Raw genomic sequence first — 15,940 nt, forward strand, 5'->3', positions numbered from 1 at the left:
CCGGACTGCACATCGTTGGAGGAAATGGACAATGAACGGGAAATTGGCGACTGTCGCGACGACCGGACTGATTTGTACATTCGTCTTTCTTGCGCTTGGCATCGGGCTTTCCGGGCCTGATTGGGCAAACGCAGGACATTGGTGGGGTAGTATGCAATCCAGTTGCGGATCTGCGGCATCCGGTGGACAGCAGGTTGTCCTGCCTTTCAGCTCCAATGGCAGCCTAACGATCGATATCCCGGCCTCTGTTCACTATCAGCCGGGCGGAAAGGCGGAGGCGGTCATCACCGGAGACCCCGCTCTGCTCAATCATGTGCGGCTCGAGGGCGGAAGGCTGAGCATGGATTGCAATCCGGGTTGGTCTAACTCCAAATTCGACGTCAGCCTGTCAGGACCACTCGTTACTGATTGGAGGGTGCGGGGCAGCGGCGATCTCGCTCTATTGCAACTCGATCAAGCAGATCTACGTCTGAGAATATCCGGGAGCGGCAGCGTCACGGCCACGGGAAGCGCACGCTCGGTCGATCTCGATGTATCCGGTTCGGGCACTGCGCGTCTCAAGGACCTGGCCGCTCAATCCGCGAAGATCAGAATTCACGGCAGTGGCGACGCGGAAGTAGCCGCCGCCGAGGATGCAGACGTCTCGATCAGTGGAAGCGGCAATATCGAACTCTACGGACATCCGGTGCTGCGGCGTTCCGAGATCAGAGGCAGTGGCCGCCTGGTAGAGGTGCCATAATCCGTGGCGAGACAGCGCGCCGCGCGGCAGCGATCCTTGCCGTCGGCTTCGATCGATATCATGCGATCGCCTTGCTTTGAATGATTCTCATGTTAATCAGTGAGGGCCATAATCGAAGCGAACATGCAAAAGATGCAAAACAAAACAGACAGTGATGTAAGGCCGCGCGCTGAGCCTGAAACCACGGCGACACAAGCAAAGCGGCCGTTGCGCGATCGCCGCCGCTCGCTAGCGATCGGACTTCTGCGCGCCCGTGAAGCGGTCATGAGCCATTTCAGGCCGATCCTGGCGGCGCATGATGTGACGGAGCAGCAATGGCGTGTCATTCGCGTTCTCCATGAAGGCGGCAAGCTCGATGCCACGGAACTTGCAGACAAGGCATCCATCCTGGCGCCAAGCCTCACACGCATGATCCGCTCGCTCGAGGAGCGCGGCTTCATCACCAAGCACAAAGACAGCACCGATGGTCGCAGGGTGTTACTGCAGATCACCCCGGCAGGGCAGGCGATCGTCGAGGATGTCATGCCGGAGAGCCAGAAAGTCTATGCCGATATCGATGCCCGCTTCGGCGAGGAGAGGGTGGAGAAGCTCCTCGATATGCTGGAGGAACTTGCCTCGCTGAAGTTGGAGAATGGCCCAATCGGTGAGGAATGAGACCTCTTCCCGATTTCGTTAATGTGTTAAGTATTTGATTGACGCGTCAGAGAATCTGTAGCAGTCTTCCGCAGTGCTGACACTGTTGGGAGGCGGAGTTGGACCTGTTGCAAAATCGCAGTCTGGTTGACCGGACCTGGTCGCCGACGCCCTACGACCAGTGGGTTGACGATCTTCAGAGCATTTGCGGCAACTTCAATCCGCACACGGTGCAACGCGGTGACAGCGTCATCGGCACGGCCAGCCGTATCGACGTCTGCGGCATGGAGTTCGCCCATGTTTCCAATGATCTCGATTACGTCCACCGCGATTGGGATGACATTCGCCGCGACGCCAATGAGCACCTGTTCCTGATCCTGCAGCTAGAAGGCGTCTGCGGTGTCGAGCATTCCGGCCAGCAGAACATCCTCGATGTCGGTGAATGCATTCTCGTCGACTCCACGCGCCCGACGACCTTCTATTTCCGCGGACACTTCTCCAATCACCTGTCGCTGCATCTGCCCCGGCAGTTGATGTATTCGAACAGCAAGATCGATTTCGATGTTGCGCGCAAGCTCGAGGCGGGCGACCCGATGGCAATGATGCTGCGTGCATTGATCGCCAAGATGATGACCACGCCGGATAATGAAGCAGCCTCGCCCTATCTTCGCCAGCTGATGTTCGACACGACCCGCCAGGCATTCCTCTCCACGGGCGCCCAGACGGCAAGCCTGAATTCCCTGCATGAAAGTGCCAGCAAGCGAATGCAGATGGTCGATATCCTCATCGACAAGCATCTGACCGATAGCGACCTCAGCGCCAAATGGCTGGCGACACGGCTCGGTATTTCGATCCGCACCCTGCAGCAGGATTTCCAGGGCATGGGCATGACCTGTACGACAGTCATCCGCGACAAGCGACTGCGCTTTGCGCGGGAAAAGATCGAGCAGCTCAAGGAGCAGCGCAGCCCGACGACGATAGCTGAAGTCGCCTATTCGGCCGGGTTCAATGACATTTCCTATTTCAATCGCAGCTTCAAGGAACTGTTCGATTGTGCGCCGAGTGAGCTGCTGCGCGCCGCCGAGCCGGCTCATAGATTGGACTGAAGCGCGTGACTGCGCTCCAGTCCAAGACGAGGCGCGTTTCTCCCCAAGACGGGTTTTAGGGCAAGGACCATAGTCCTCTCGAAAGTCACGGGAGGAAAATGTCGTGAAGCAGTACACCCTGCTTATCGGTGGCGAACCTGTTGCCACATCTCATCATGCACCGGTTAAAAACCCGTCGAATGGTGACATCGTCGGCCATATGCCGCTCGCCAGCGAAGCGGATCTCGACCGGGCGGTTGCCGCGGCCGCCGAAGCCTTCAAGGGCTGGTCGCAGACCTCCAGTGAGGAGCGCGCCGCAGCCTGCCGCGCCGTCGCCGAAAAGATCACCAAGCACGGCGAGGAACTTGCCCAGATCCTGACTCGCGAACAGGGCAAGCCGCTCAATGGTCTCGGCTCGCGCTTCGAGATCGGCGGCGCGCTCGCCTGGACGCGCCATACCGCCGAGCTCGACCTGCCGATCGAGATCCTGCAGGACGATAATGAAGGCCGCGTCGAGCTGCATCGCAAGCCGGTCGGCGTCGTCGGTTCGATCACGCCCTGGAACTGGCCAGTGATGATCGCGTGCTGGCATATCGTTCCAGCGGTGCGCGCCGGTAACACCGTCGTTATCAAGCCGTCGCCCTTGACGCCGCTGTCGACAATCCGTCTCGTCGAAATCATGAACGAGGTTCTGCCACCCGGCGTCGTCAACGTCGTCACTGGCGAAAACAGCATTGGTGCGGCGCTTTCTTCCCATCCCGGCATCGCCAAGATGACCTTCACCGGCTCGACGGAAACGGGCAAAAAGGTCATGGCCTCCGCAGTCGCCACCTTGAAGCGGCTGACGCTGGAACTCGGCGGCAACGATGCCGGCATCGTCCTGCCCGATGCCGACCCCAAGGCCATTATCGAAGGCCTTTTCTGGGGTGCCTTCATCAACAACGGCCAGACCTGTGCGGCGCTGAAACGGCTCTATGTGCATGACAGCATCTATGAGGAGGTCTGCCGTGGCCTTGCGGATTACGCTTCCAAGATCGTCGTCGGCGACGGGCTGGATGAGGCGAGCATCCTGGGGCCAGTGCAAAACGAGATGCAGTTCGACAAGGTGCGCGAACTGGTCGAGGATGCGCGCGCCAATGGCGGCCGCATTCTGACCGGTGGTACGCCGATGGACCGCCCGGGCTATTTCTATCCGATCACGCTGGTCGCCGATGTCGATCACGGTATCCGCCTGGTCGATGAAGAGCAGTTCGGCCCGGCCCTGCCCATCATCCGCTATAGCGACATCGACGAAGTGGTCGCGCGCGCCAACCAGAACCCGGCCGGCCTCGGCGGTTCCGTCTGGTCCTCCGATGCCGAGAAGGCGAAGCGCTATGCGGTGCGGCTCCAATGCGGCTCGGTCTGGATCAACAAGCATGGCACGATCCAGCCGAATGCGCCTTTCGGCGGCGTGAAGCAGTCCGGGATCGGCGTCGAATTCGGCGCGGAAGGATTGAAGGAATTCACGACAATTCAGACGGTATTGAGCTGAGCCATGACGACTTACGACTATATCATCGTCGGTGGCGGCTCCTCGGGCTGCGTGCTGGCAAACCGGCTTTCGGAAAACCCGGCGCACAAGGTGCTGCTGATCGAATCCGGGCGCCGGGACTCCGATCCCTGGATTCATATCCCAGCGACCTTTTTCAAGGTGCTGGGCAAGGGCATCGATATTCATCCCTATGCCTCGAACCCTGACAAGGGTCTGAACGGGCGGCCGAGTATCGTGCCGCAAGGCAATGTGCTCGGCGGCGGCAGTTCCGTAAATGCGATGATCTATATTCGCGGTCATCGCAACGACTATGACACGTGGTCGCAAATGGGCTGCCAGGGCTGGTCCTACGAGGATGTGCTGCCGGCTTTCCGTTCGCTGGAGAGTAATGAGCGCCTGAACGGCCACTACCACGGCAAAAAGGGCGGTCTGCGCGTTTCGGACGCCCGTCATCGCCATCCTTTGAGTGAGGCCTTTATCAAGGCGGCGACCGAAATCGGCATTCCCCATAATGATGATTTCAACGGCGCGGATCAGGCCGGCGTCGGCTTTTATCAGAGCACGACCTATGGCGGCCGTCGCTGGAGTTCGGCCCAGGCATTCCTGCGCGAAGCGGAGAAGCGGCCGAACCTGACCGTGCTGACCGAGCGCAAGGTCGCCCGCATCCTGTTCGAAGGGCAGAAGGCCGTCGGTGTCGAGCTGCTCGACGGCACGATATTCAGGGCGTCTCGCGAGATCGCGCTGACCGCGGGAGCCATCGCAACGCCGAAGATCCTGCAGCTCTCGGGTGTCGGCGATGGCGAACATCTTTCCTCGCTGGGCATCAAGGTCGTAGCGGATCTGCCGGGCGTCGGTGCCAACTACCAGGACCATCTGGAAGTGCCGGTGCAGGGAGAGACGCACGAGCCGATCTCGATCCTCGGCCATGACAAGGGGCTGCGGGCCGCCGGCCATATGCTGTGGTATCTGACTTCGCATCGCGGCCTGTTGACGTCCAACGTCGTCGAGTGCGGTGGTTTCGTCGATACATCGGGCACCGGGCAGCCGGATGTGCAGTTCCACGTCCTGCCCGTTCTGATCGGCTTTGTCGATCGCGAGCCGGAGCCCGGTCACGGTTTGAGTATCGGCCCATGCTATCTGCAGCCGCGCTCGCGCGGCTGGATACGATTGAAGAGTGCCGATCCGACCGAGAAGACGGATTTCAACGCCAATCTGCTTTCCGATCCGGCGGATCTTGAAACCTTGGTGCGTGGCGTCGAAACGGCGATCCGCATCCTCGATGCGCCGGCCCTTGCCAAGCTGGTCAAGCGCCGCGTGCTGCCGAAGCCGGGCGTCGAGAAAGATCCCGAAGCGCTCCGCGATTACATTCGCCAGTCCTGCAAGACAGTGTTCCATCCGGCGGGAACGGCGCGCATGGGCCGGGCTGACGATCGCATGGCCGTCGTCGGGCCGGACCTGAAGGTGCGCGGGATCGAGGGGCTGCGCGTTTGCGACGCCTCCATCATGCCGACACTGGTATCCGGCAACACCAACGCACCGACCATGATGATCGCGGCCAAGGCGGCGGCTTTCATGACTGGAAAAGCGATTTCCGGCTGAGCCGGACATCGGGGAAGCAAAGAGCCCGTGGGGAGCGGGACAACAAACTGGAGGAGACAATGCCTATCAATCTGAGAGGGCTGGCAATCGGCCTTTTGCTGACACTCGCATCGTCGTTCAGCGCGCATGCGGCCGCATCTTGCGGCGACAACACTGGAAAGCCGGCAACGGGTGAACCGATTATCATTGGTGCCATCACGGGCAAGACCGGGCCGGATGACTTTTCGAATTCCACCAAGGCGGCGAAGGCCTATTTCGACTGCCTGAACGCCAATGGTGGCATTAAGGGCCGGCCGATCAAATATCTGGTCGAAGACGATCAGTGGAATCCCGAAATCGCCGCACAGCTCGCCGCAAAGCTGGTCAACGACGAGAAGGCCGTGCTGATGGTCGGCAATTCCAGCTATGTCGAATGCGGCGCCAATGCCGATTTCTACAAGAAGTCGGGCATTTTGGTCGTCGCCGGTGTCGGCGTGCCGCGTGAATGCTACTTTGCGGAGAATTATGCGCCGACCAATGCCGGGCCGCGCGTGTCGATGCTCGGTGCGATGGGCTATGCGCTCGACAAGCTGAATGCGAAGTCCGTCGTCTGCATCGGTCCCAATATCCCGAATGTCGGCACCTGGTCCTGCGATGGCGTCATGCTGCTCGCCAAGGAAAAGGGCTTCGCCGCCCAGACGATCCTCATGGATCCAGGTTCCGCTGACGCCACATCGATCATCCTGCAAGCGGCGGCAAGCAAGCCGGATGTCATCGTGCTTGGCCTGTCGAAGGGCGTGGCCGTGCCGCTGCTGACGGCTGCCGAAGAGCAGGGCCTCAACCAGACGATCACCTTCCTCAGTGCTGCCTCTGCTTACGATCTCTCGGTCCCAGCTACCATCGGTTCCGGCTGGGACGACAAGTTCTATGTCAACATGGAATTCAACGATCTGAACGCGCAGACGCCGGACAATCAGAATTGGCTCGCCGTCATGGATCAGTACGGCCAGAAGTCCGATCCGCGCGATACCTTCGCCCAGGCCGGCTATCTCGCGGCTCGCATCGCCGAGAAGGCACTGATGACGCTTGACCCTGCCAAGATCGACCGCGAGACCGCCTCTGCCGCCGTACGCGAAATCAAGGGTTTCAAGAGCGATATCTTCTGCGCTCCCTGGTACTACGGCGATGGCCAGCCGCGCCACAACGCCAATTCGACGACGCGCATGGCCGTTGCCGAGGGTGGAAAGTGGAAGGTCGTTTCCGATTGCGTACCGTCGCCTGATCCTGAGCTGAAGGATATCCGCGCCTTCGAAAAGTCCGCCGGCATCAACTGAGCCCTGACGCTTGCCATCGGTTCCGCGGTAAATCCGCGGAACCGAACGACCCGAAAGGATCGATCCATGAACCTTCTATCCTTCATTATTTCCGGCCTGGGCATCGGCGCAGTCTATGCGCTCTCCGGCGTCGGTCTTGTCGTCCTGTTTCGAGCGACCGGCGTTCTCAACTTCGCATTCGGTGCCTTCGGCGCGATCGGTGCGCACTGCGCCTGGCAACTGCTGGAGTGGAAGATGCCGCTTGCCGCCGCCATCCTCGCCGCCGTTGCCGTCTCGACGGTGATCAGCTTTCTCTATGGCCGGATCTTCGCCCCCCTGCTATCGCATCGTGATATCGTCGTGCGCGCCGTTGGGACGCTGGCGCCGGCGCTGATTTTGATTGCGATCATGGGCGTCATCTGGGGTGAGCTGCCGCGCCGCCTGCAGTTCCCGACCGACCAGATGTTCGTTTCTCTCTTTGCCGTGCGCCTGACCTTCACGCGTATCATCGCCATCATTCTCGCCGTCGTCATGGTCATTGCCATCACGCTGCTTCTGACCCGCACGCGCCTTGGCTTGGATATGCGCGCCCTTGCCAATGATCGCGATCTCAGCGCGGTCCTCGGCGTGCGCATCCTTTATACGGAAACCGCTGCCTGGATCATGACCGGCATCTTCTCCGGTTTTGCCGGTCTTTTGTTGGCTGATCTCGTCCGGCTGCAAGGCACCTTTCTCACCTTGCTGGTGATCCCGGCGATCGCCGCGGCGATCCTCGGCCAGTTGCAGTCGCTCTGGCAAACGGCCGTTGCCGGCTTACTGATCGGCATCGCCGAGGCCGTGCTGACGCCCGTCGCCTGGATCTCGCCCTATCGAGCAGCAGCACCCTTCATCATCGCGCTTGTCGCGGTCACTATCTTGGGAGGCACCGCGAAAGTCGCGTTGAAGGACCGATGACCGTTCAGGAGCAAACAATCGCCCCAACAGCCGAGGGCATACCGATGGTGCGTCTGCCCAAGCAGCTTATTCATGTGCCTGTGACGATGGCGATCTTTTCTATCGTTGTTGCCTGCCTTGCCAATTCCTTCTGGCTCTCTGCAGCAACCTCCGCTGTCGCACTCTCTCTATCGGTCGCCGGGCTTGCCATCCTCTATGGTCAGCTCGGTCTCGTCTCGCTTTGCCAGTTCGCGCTTGTCGGCGTCGGCGGCTGGGTGACGCTTCGCGTCGGCCATGCCTTTCATCCGCCTTTTGAGCTTAGTCTGCTTGCCGGCGGTATCGTCGCTTCTGTGGTGGGATTGGCGTTCGGCGTGCCCGCCTTGCGCCTGCGCGGTCTTTATCTCGCGCTCGTGACGCTGATGTTGGCGGGCGCCTTCCAGATCGTTATCAGCGCCTGGGGTTTTCCGGATGGCGGTCCTGGCTTCCTGGGTCGGGCGGATGGTGCCGGCCGCGCCATGCTCGCAAGACCGGCAATCGCCGATGGCGAAGTCTCCTATTTCCTCTATGTCTGTGTCGTGGCAGCGATCGGCCTGCTGATCGCGCAATGGCACAAACTTGCCCGTCCCGGACGGGCGTGGGCGCTGATCCGCAAGGGCGAGACGGTTGCGGTTGCCAGCGGCGTCAATGTGCTGATCTACAAGGCTTGGGCCTTCGCGTTGAGCGGCTTTCTGGCCGGTCTCGCAGGTGGATTGCTCGCGGGCAATGTCGGTCAGCTCGACGGGCGTGCCTTCGGCGCCTTCGAGAGCCTCAACCTCTTCGCACTTGCCATCGTCGGCGGTGTCTTCAACTGGTACGGCGCCGTCATCGCCGGCCTGCTGCTGCGTGCCGTCCCGGCCCTGCTCACTGATCTCGGCATTGATGGCTATGTCACGATCGGGATCTTCGGCGTTGCCCTATTCCATGCGCTGGCGACCGCACCGACAGGCATTGCCGGCCAGATATCGGCTCTCATCGTCCGGCTGAGCGCGGCTCTTTCCAGGGGGAAAGCACGATGATCAAGATCGACAATCTCATCGTGCAGTTCGGCGGTATCAGGCCGATCAATGAACTCAGCGCCGTGCTGATGGCGCCGGTCGCCGGTCTCATCGGCCCGAACGGTGCAGGCAAGACCACATTGCTCAATGTGCTTTCCGGTTTCGTGAAACCGATACAAGGATCGGTCTCGCTCGGTGAGCGGCCGCTGCTGCCGATGACGCCGCTGCAGCGGGTGCGTGCGGGCTTGCGACGCTCGTTCCAGACGGAGCAGGTGGTGGAGGACCTGACGGTTGCCGACAATGTCGCGGCGATCGCCGATCATGTCGTCGGCGCTGGGCATCATTCCCATGCGGTCGAGCAGGCGCTTGCCTTCGTTGGTCTCACTGAGGTTGCCGATCGGCTCGGCCAATCCCTCAATCTCTTCCAGCGCCGTCTCGTCGAGCTGGCAAAATGCGTTGTTGGCGAGCCGAAGCTTATCCTGCTCGATGAACCAGCCGCCGGCCTGACCGAAGACGAGGGCAAGGCTTTTCGTGAAATGGTGCTGCGTATCCCGGCGGAGTTCCGCGCACAGGTGCTGATCATCGACCACGATGTCGATCTCATCCGCTCCATGTGCAGCGAAACCATGGTGCTCGACTACGGCAAGCTTCTGGCGCTCGGCCCGACACAAACCGTGCTTGCCGATCCCAATGTGCGGCGCGCCTATTTGGGGGAGTTCTGATATGGACGCCACGTCGGAAGTCAGCGTCGAACATCTCGTCGTCGAGCGCGGCGGCAAACGCGTCATTCATGACGTTTGCTTTTCGGTCGCGGCCGGGAAGATCACGACGCTTCTCGGCGCCAATGGAGCGGGCAAGTCGAGCACGGTCATGGCCATGGCCGGCGTCCTGCCACGCGGCGGTTCGGTACGTCTTGGCGATATCACGCTCGAAGGCTTCTCGCCCGACCGCATTCGTCGCGCCGGGCTTGCGCTCGTGCCGGAGGGACATCGCGTACTCGGGCAACTTTCCGTCGAGGACAATATTCTCGTGGCCGCGCTGGAGGGATCGACGGCGGCTCGGCGAGAAGGGCTGGCCCATGCCTATGAGATATTTCCCGAGCTTTTGGAGCGTCGGCGCCAATCGGCATCGGACCTTTCCGGCGGCCAGAAGCAGATGGTGGCGATGGCGCAGGCCTTCATCGCCAAGCCGCGCTTCATGATGGTCGACGAGCTGTCGCTCGGCCTGGCGCCGGCCGTCGTTAAGCGGTTGGCCGAGGCATTGAAAATTGCCGCCGCGCGCGGCATCGGCGTTTTGCTGATCGAGCAGTTCGCCAATCTTGCACTCGATCTTGCCGACCAGGCGCTCGTGCTGGAACGCGGGCGCCTGGTTTTTTCGGGCACAGCCGCGACGCTCAAGGCTCAGCCGGACATTCTGCACGGCGCCTATCTGGCAAGCTGACGCGAAGGAAATATCTCACCTCTTGAGGACATCGATCATGGCCGCAGCACTTCACCGGCATGTCGACAGCGCCAGCGGCCGAGCCTTCGCGGGGCTGGCGCGCGATCTCTTCGGCAATGTCCGGCTCGATTTCGGCACCGCAGATGAAGAAAAGAGCCGCATGGCATCCGCCATGCTGGGCACTTGCCGGCTGACGCGGCTGGAAGCGGACCGACATGTCGTCTTCGGCGAGCATGTGACGGCAGCGCCGGAAGATCCCGACGCGATCAAGCTGATCGTGCAGACGGAGGGTAGCGCGTCATTGACGCAGGGCGGATTGCATGTACCCGTCTCGCAGAATGCGCTTGTCATCTACGATCCCGGCCGCTCCTATATACTGACGAACAGCACGCCGGTCCGCCAGTTGCTGCTGCAATTGCCGCGCCACGCGCTGCCTCATGCGGTCGTCGAACGATTGGCGCAGCCCTTCACGGCCCGTGCCGAGCAAGACGGAATGTGCCGCATCCTTCTATCCCTGATGGACTCCACCATCCGTGAGATCGATCATCTTGACGAGGCCCGGCGCTTGAGCGTCGGCCAGACCATGATCGAGCTCGTGCGCACCATGATTGGCGCCGACCTACAGCAGGCAAGGCCTATCGCAAATCCACTCGATGTGCTGCTGCACCGGATCAAGGACTTCATCGAGATCAATCTCGAACGGCCGGACCTGACCGTCACCTTGATCGCGCGCCGTATGGGCTGCTCGGTGCGTTACGTCTACCGTGCATTGGAGGTCGAGCGCTTGACGCCCTCGGATTATATCTGGGACCTGCGTGTGCAGAAGGCTGCGGCAAAGCTGCGGGAAGGCGGCGGTCATGCCGGAGAAATAGCCGAGATCGCGTTCGCACTCGGTTTTTCCTCCAGCGCGCATTTCTCGCGGGCCTTCCGCCATCGCTATGGCGTTTCGCCGTCGCAATGGCGCAAGGCCGGGATGTCCTAGGCGGACAAGGCGGCCCGGCCGGAGCCGAGCCGCCTCAATTGCTCATCGCATGGATTCAGCCACTCTCAGCGTATCGGTGAACTGCTCAAAACGCCGGATCTTGTCGTCTGCGACGCCCCAGACATGCACGACGCGAGCCTTGAAGGCTTTCCCGGTCTGCTTGTTGGTGCCGCTATAGTCCCCCACGCCAACGACCTCGCCGCCGGCATCGAGAAGGCGTTCGAGCTTGAAGGTATATCCGTCGAAGGTCTGGCCGAGTGCCTGGAAGACGTTCTTGAAGATTTCCTGCGGTCCGACATAGGTGCCGGCGCAGGGAAATCCGTCCATCTCGGTCCAGCGGCAATCGGGGGCGATGTCGGCAAGCATGCCATCCATGTCGCGGCGGTCATTGGCGTCGTAATGCGCCTTTACGATATCGAATGCTTTGCGCATGGGATCCTCACACTGGTTCCTGGCCGGGCAGATAATAGGTCATCGAGGCCTTGCGGATGAAGGCGCCGGCCGGGCTGTTCTGGATGCGCCCGTCGCCGGTGATGCCGAGGAACTTGCCGGTCGAGCGCATGTCGTTGAAATTGTAGAAGAAGGTGGATGCGACCGCGATCTTGAACTCGCGGAACGTAAATATGTAGAGATTGTCGTCGAACTTATAGGTTGTGGTCAGGTCCACATCGCCATGACCGCGCTGCACGCCGACGAGGCATTGCCAGGCATAGCGCTGCGAGGAGAGATAGGTGTGCTCGTAGACGTGGTTGGGGCTATAAGTGAAGTGCGCCCTGAGCCCGATCAGGTCGCGGCTCTCATGCGGTACCGGCCCGCTTGCGGCGCCACCTTCAATGACACCCGGCCGGAAGATCTGCGCGACCTGCGGCTCGCCGACGGAATCGTTGAGATCGCGAACGACCGAGTAAATGGAAAGCACGCGGCGCGTTTCGGTATTGAGGATCAGCGTCTCGGCTTCCTTGGGGCGGCCGGCAAAGATGATCTCGACGAAATAAGTCTTCGGCGCGACTTCGATCACCTCGGATAAATCGTTTCCGCTGTCCTTGCCATCCGACCATTTGACCTCGCCTTTGGCGAAGGCAAGCTCCAGGGTGCGGCCGTCGTCGAACGCGATCTTGTGAGACGTGCCGGTCAAAGCCTCCGTTGCGGGCAGTCGGTTCGTATCGATGCCATAGGCGAATTCGTCATAGGTTTTCCAGTCCTTGGGGTTCTGGTTCATCGATATTTCCTCCCGTTATTCTACAAAGGCCAGTGTCGGCAGGTCGACGGTGCCGGCACCGCCGTCGACGGTCAGGACCGCGCCGTTGATCATCGATGCTTCGCCCGAGGCGAGGAAGCAGACGGCACTGGCGACATCTTCGGCGGTCGCGGGGCGGCCAAGCGGCACGTCCTTAGTGACGAGCGCATAGGCTTCCTCGATGCTCTTCAGTTTGTACTTCTCGACGATGAATTCCATCTGCTCGTCCGCCATCGCGGTCGTTACCCAGCCGGGGCAGACGGTGTTGGTGCGCACGCCCTTGCGGCCGTAATCGCGCGCCAGCGATTTCGCAAGCCCGATGCAGCCATGCTTCATCGTGACATAGCCCGCCGCATCCGGCCCGGCAAAGAGCCCGGCGATCGAGGCGAGGACGACGATATTTCCCTGGTTCTTGATGAGATGCGGTAGGGATTCGCGAGCGCTGACGAAGGCGGTGTTGAGGTTGAGACGGACGGCGAGATCCCACGTCTCGTCCGACATGCTGACCGTCGGCCCGACGCCATGGCCGCCGGCATTGGCAATGAGAATGTCGAGGCCGCCATAGATATCGACAACCTTCTCGACGGCGCCCTTCATCGCTGCCCCATCGGCGGCATCGGCCGCGACGATGGTCGCGCCGATTTCATCGGCAACACTTCTCAGCGGCTCGGGACGACGCCCGACGAGCGCGACATTGCCGCCTTCCTGGTTGATGCGGCGCGCAACCGCCGCGCCGATGCCCGTACCGCCGCCGGTGATCAGGGCGGTCTTGTTCTTGAAACGCATGTTCCCTCCTCTTCGCTTTCGGGTTCATCATGACCGATGCTTGCAGAGGCGTCGCGTCCAGCTGTGCAGTCCGTTTTGACTGAGCGTGCACAACGTTTTTGCCGAAACTTGCGTGACGAGGCGCAAGGTCAAGCGATGCCGGAAGGGCGGCGCTCAATAGACCTTGACGTCTTGAGGCGGCTTGGCGACATCCGCCTTCTTGAAATCGTCAAGGAGCTTGACCGTGGCATTGGCAAGCAGGGTGACGTCGTTGCCGATCGCGACGAAGGTGGCGCCAAGCTCGAGATAGCGTTTTGCCAGCGAGAGATCGCCGATCAAAATGCCGGCGGCCTTGCCATGCGACTGGATTTTTGCGAGCGCCTTTTCGACTTCTGCCTGCACTTCAGGGGCACCCGGCTTGCCGAGATAGCCCATGTCTGCGGCAAGATCGGATGGTCCGATAAAGACGCCGTCAACTCCTTCGGTCGAGGCGATGTCGTCGAGCGCCGCAAGTCCGGCGCGGCTTTCCACCTGCAGAAGCAAGCAGATCTCGTCATTGGCCGTAGCAAGGTAGTCCGGAATGCGGTTGAAGGCGGAGGCGCGGGCAAGGGCTGCGCCGACGCCGCGCACGCCATGCGGTGGGTACCGAACAGCCTTGACCATGGTCTCGGCCATCTCTTTGCTGTCGACCATCGGGATGAGCAGGGTCTGCGCGCCGATGTCGAGCATCTGCTTGATGATCCAGGTCTCGCCGATCGGCGGACGGATCACCGCATGGCTAGCCGCGCCCTTCATCGCCTGCAGCTGCGAGACGAGAAGCGGCACGTCGTTCGGTGCATGCTCGGCATCGAGCAGCAACCAGTCGTAGCCGGCGCCGGCGCAGATTTCGACCGTGTAGGCATTGGCGAGCGCTTGCCAGAGGCCGATCTGCGTCCGCTCTTCCTTCAGGGCCTGTTTGAAGAGATTTTTGGGCGCCGGCATGGTTCACTCCTTCATGCAAAGAACAGGCTGACCGATCCGTAAGGGCCAAAATCGGCGTTGATCGTATCGCCATGCCGCGCCTCGATCGGGCGGATGAACGAACCGGCAAGCACGATCTGGCCGGCTTCGATGCCATCGCCATATTGCGATAGGCGATTGGCAAGCCAGGCGATGCCGCGTGCGGGCTGGTTGAGCACGCCCGCGCCAAGGCCCGTTTCCTCGACCTCGGCATTGCGGCTGACGATCGCGCCCATCCAGCGCATGTCGATCTCTCCGGGTCGCACGGCGCGGCCGCCGGTGACGATGCCGGCATTGGCGGCATTGTCGGAAATGGTGTCGACGATGGTGCGCGCCTTCTTCGTCTCCGGATCGACGCGAAGGATGCGCGTGTCGAGAATTTCAAGCGCCGGTGTCACGTAGTCGGTGGCATTCAGCACGTCGAAGATCGAGATATCAGGACCCTTGAGCGGCGCCTTCATGACGAAGGCGATCTCGGCCTCGATGCGCGGCTGGATGAAGCGGTCGGCTGGCACGGTGGCGCCATCTTCGAACACCATATCGTCGAAGAGCACGCCGGAATCCGGAATGTTGATGTTCAGCGCATATTGCATCGCCTTCGATGTCAGCCCGATCTTCCAGCCGATAGGCTTGCGTCCCCTAGCGATCTTCTTCTGCACCCAGGCGCTCTGGACCGCATAAGAGTCGTCCATCGTCATCTGCGGATGCTTGAGCGAAAGGAGCCCTGTTTGAACGCGTGTCCGCTCTGCCTGATCGAGGCTTTCGGCCGCAGCCTGGATTTCATCTTGCGACAGCATCAGCGCACCTCGTCGGCAATGGTATTTTTCAGGATGCCGAGACCATCGGCTTCGACCTCGACGATATCGCCGGGTTTCAGCCAGATCGGCGGGTCAAAGCGGGCGCCGGCACCGGTCGGCGTTCCCGTGACGATGACGTCGCCGGGCACCAGCGTTGTGAAGGTGGAGATGTAGTTGATGATCTTGCGGAAGGAGAAGATCATCCGGCTGGTGCGGTCGCTCTGGCGCACTTCGCCATTGACGCGCGTCGTGAGCGCAATGTCTTCAAGCTGTGCCGCATCCGTGAAGGGGATCAGCCACGGGCCGATCGAGCCGGTATTGTCGAAGTTCTTGCCCTGGGTGACGTTGAATTTCGCATGCCGCACCCAATCGCGGATCGTGCCCTCGTTGCAGAGCGAGAGGGCCCCGATATGGGAGAAGGCGTCGGCTTCGGCGATCCGCCGGCCACCCTTGCCGATGACGATGACGACTTCGCCCTCATAGTCGAGCTGCGGGCTTTCCGGCGGCCGGATCAGGGGCTGGTCGTGCCCGGTGAGCGAGCGCGGAAAGCGGATGAAAAGCGAGGGATTGGAAGGGGCAGCCTGCCCATCCTTATATTCCTCATTGCGGTCGGGGAAATTGACCCCGACGCAAATGATCTTTTCCGGCGCCGGAATGGGAATCTGGAAGCGAACCTCGTCGAGCGTAAAATCCGGCTTCAACGTCTTGGCTTCCTCCGCAAGTTCAACGAGGCGGCCAGCCTCGATCACTTCGCGCAGCGTCGGCCAAGTCGCGCCGTGGCGAGCCGAGAGGTCGACAACGCCGCCGTCGACCGCAAGCCCGTAGCCATGACGGCCGTTTCTCGAAAAGGACAGGAATCTTGGATGGGTCATGC

Annotated in this window: 17 protein-coding genes; 11 read left to right on the forward strand and 6 right to left on the reverse strand. The window is 61.2% G+C overall.

Annotated elements, in window-relative coordinates; translation table 11 throughout:
• Positions 1 to 31 precede the first annotated feature (31 nt).
• The 11 genes from PH562_RS14230 to PH562_RS14280 all read left to right on the forward strand — a co-directional run bounded on the left by PH562_RS14230 (position 32) and on the right by PH562_RS14280 (position 11,268).
• On the forward strand, positions 32 to 739 hold the full coding sequence (locus PH562_RS14230) for a GIN domain-containing protein (protein WP_285173740.1): 708 nt from the start codon (positions 32 to 34) through the stop codon (positions 737 to 739).
• A gap of 132 nt (positions 740 to 871) precedes the next feature.
• Positions 872 to 1,393, forward strand: coding sequence for a homoprotocatechuate degradation operon regulator HpaR (gene hpaR / locus PH562_RS14235; protein ID WP_285173844.1), 522 nt, complete (start codon positions 872 to 874; stop codon positions 1,391 to 1,393).
• 98 nt (positions 1,394 to 1,491) lie between these two features.
• Complete coding sequence (locus PH562_RS14240) at positions 1,492 to 2,478, forward strand: helix-turn-helix domain-containing protein (RefSeq protein WP_285173741.1); 987 nt, start codon at positions 1,492 to 1,494, stop codon at positions 2,476 to 2,478.
• A 103-nt stretch (positions 2,479 to 2,581) separates the two neighbouring features.
• Positions 2,582 to 3,988 carry an aldehyde dehydrogenase family protein gene (locus PH562_RS14245; protein ID WP_285173742.1) on the forward strand — a complete coding sequence of 469 codons (1,407 nt, stop codon included), beginning with the start codon at positions 2,582 to 2,584 and terminating at the stop codon, positions 3,986 to 3,988.
• 3 nt (positions 3,989 to 3,991) lie between these two features.
• Positions 3,992 to 5,587: a GMC family oxidoreductase gene (locus PH562_RS14250; RefSeq protein WP_285173743.1), complete on the forward strand. Its 1,596-nt coding sequence runs from the start codon at positions 3,992 to 3,994 to the stop codon at positions 5,585 to 5,587.
• Between the two features lie 59 nt (positions 5,588 to 5,646).
• Positions 5,647 to 6,900, forward strand: a complete 1,254-nt coding sequence (locus PH562_RS14255; protein WP_285173744.1) for an ABC transporter substrate-binding protein — start codon at positions 5,647 to 5,649, stop codon at positions 6,898 to 6,900.
• A 66-nt stretch (positions 6,901 to 6,966) separates the two neighbouring features.
• Complete coding sequence (locus PH562_RS14260) at positions 6,967 to 7,833, forward strand: branched-chain amino acid ABC transporter permease (protein WP_285173745.1); 867 nt, start codon at positions 6,967 to 6,969, stop codon at positions 7,831 to 7,833.
• Positions 7,830 to 8,867, forward strand: coding sequence for a branched-chain amino acid ABC transporter permease (locus PH562_RS14265; RefSeq protein ID WP_285173746.1), 1,038 nt, complete (start codon positions 7,830 to 7,832; stop codon positions 8,865 to 8,867). The genes PH562_RS14260 and PH562_RS14265 overlap by 4 nt, the downstream gene beginning before the upstream one ends.
• Positions 8,864 to 9,568, forward strand: coding sequence for an ABC transporter ATP-binding protein (locus PH562_RS14270; RefSeq protein WP_285173747.1), 705 nt, complete (start codon positions 8,864 to 8,866; stop codon positions 9,566 to 9,568). The genes PH562_RS14265 and PH562_RS14270 overlap by 4 nt, the downstream gene beginning before the upstream one ends.
• Position 9,569: 1 nt before the next feature.
• Complete coding sequence (locus tag PH562_RS14275) at positions 9,570 to 10,286, forward strand: ABC transporter ATP-binding protein (protein WP_285173748.1); 717 nt, start codon at positions 9,570 to 9,572, stop codon at positions 10,284 to 10,286.
• Positions 10,287 to 10,323: 37 nt separating this feature from the next.
• Complete coding sequence (locus PH562_RS14280; RefSeq protein WP_285173749.1) at positions 10,324 to 11,268, forward strand: AraC-like ligand-binding domain-containing protein; 945 nt, start codon at positions 10,324 to 10,326, stop codon at positions 11,266 to 11,268.
• A gap of 42 nt (positions 11,269 to 11,310) precedes the next feature.
• Here the strand turns inward: PH562_RS14280 and PH562_RS14285 are convergent, their stop codons facing one another.
• From PH562_RS14285 to PH562_RS14310, 6 genes are all read right to left on the reverse strand, one after another.
• Complete coding sequence (locus PH562_RS14285) at positions 11,311 to 11,700, reverse strand: nuclear transport factor 2 family protein (protein WP_285173750.1); 390 nt, start codon at positions 11,698 to 11,700, stop codon at positions 11,311 to 11,313.
• Between the two features lie 7 nt (positions 11,701 to 11,707).
• Positions 11,708 to 12,487, reverse strand: a complete 780-nt coding sequence (locus tag PH562_RS14290; protein WP_285173751.1) for a MoaF C-terminal domain-containing protein — start codon at positions 12,485 to 12,487, stop codon at positions 11,708 to 11,710.
• Between the two features lie 15 nt (positions 12,488 to 12,502).
• On the reverse strand, positions 12,503 to 13,291 hold the full coding sequence (locus tag PH562_RS14295; RefSeq protein ID WP_285173752.1) for an SDR family NAD(P)-dependent oxidoreductase: 789 nt from the start codon (positions 13,289 to 13,291) through the stop codon (positions 12,503 to 12,505).
• 153 nt (positions 13,292 to 13,444) lie between these two features.
• On the reverse strand, positions 13,445 to 14,251 hold the full coding sequence (gene hpaI / locus PH562_RS14300) for a 4-hydroxy-2-oxoheptanedioate aldolase (protein WP_285173753.1): 807 nt from the start codon (positions 14,249 to 14,251) through the stop codon (positions 13,445 to 13,447).
• 11 nt (positions 14,252 to 14,262) lie between these two features.
• Entirely contained in the window at positions 14,263 to 15,066 is an 804-nt protein-coding gene (gene hpaH / locus PH562_RS14305; protein ID WP_285173754.1) for a 2-oxo-hept-4-ene-1,7-dioate hydratase, read from the reverse strand.
• Positions 15,066 to 15,938 carry a fumarylacetoacetate hydrolase family protein gene (locus PH562_RS14310; RefSeq protein ID WP_285173755.1) on the reverse strand — a complete coding sequence of 291 codons (873 nt, stop codon included), beginning with the start codon at positions 15,936 to 15,938 and terminating at the stop codon, positions 15,066 to 15,068. The genes hpaH and PH562_RS14310 overlap by 1 nt, the downstream gene beginning before the upstream one ends.
• Positions 15,939 to 15,940: the final 2 nt, after the last annotated feature.

Origin of the sequence: Rhizobium centroccidentale, from assembly GCF_030182565.1 — a bacterium.
Taxonomy (GTDB): Bacteria; Pseudomonadota; Alphaproteobacteria; order Rhizobiales; family Rhizobiaceae; genus Rhizobium.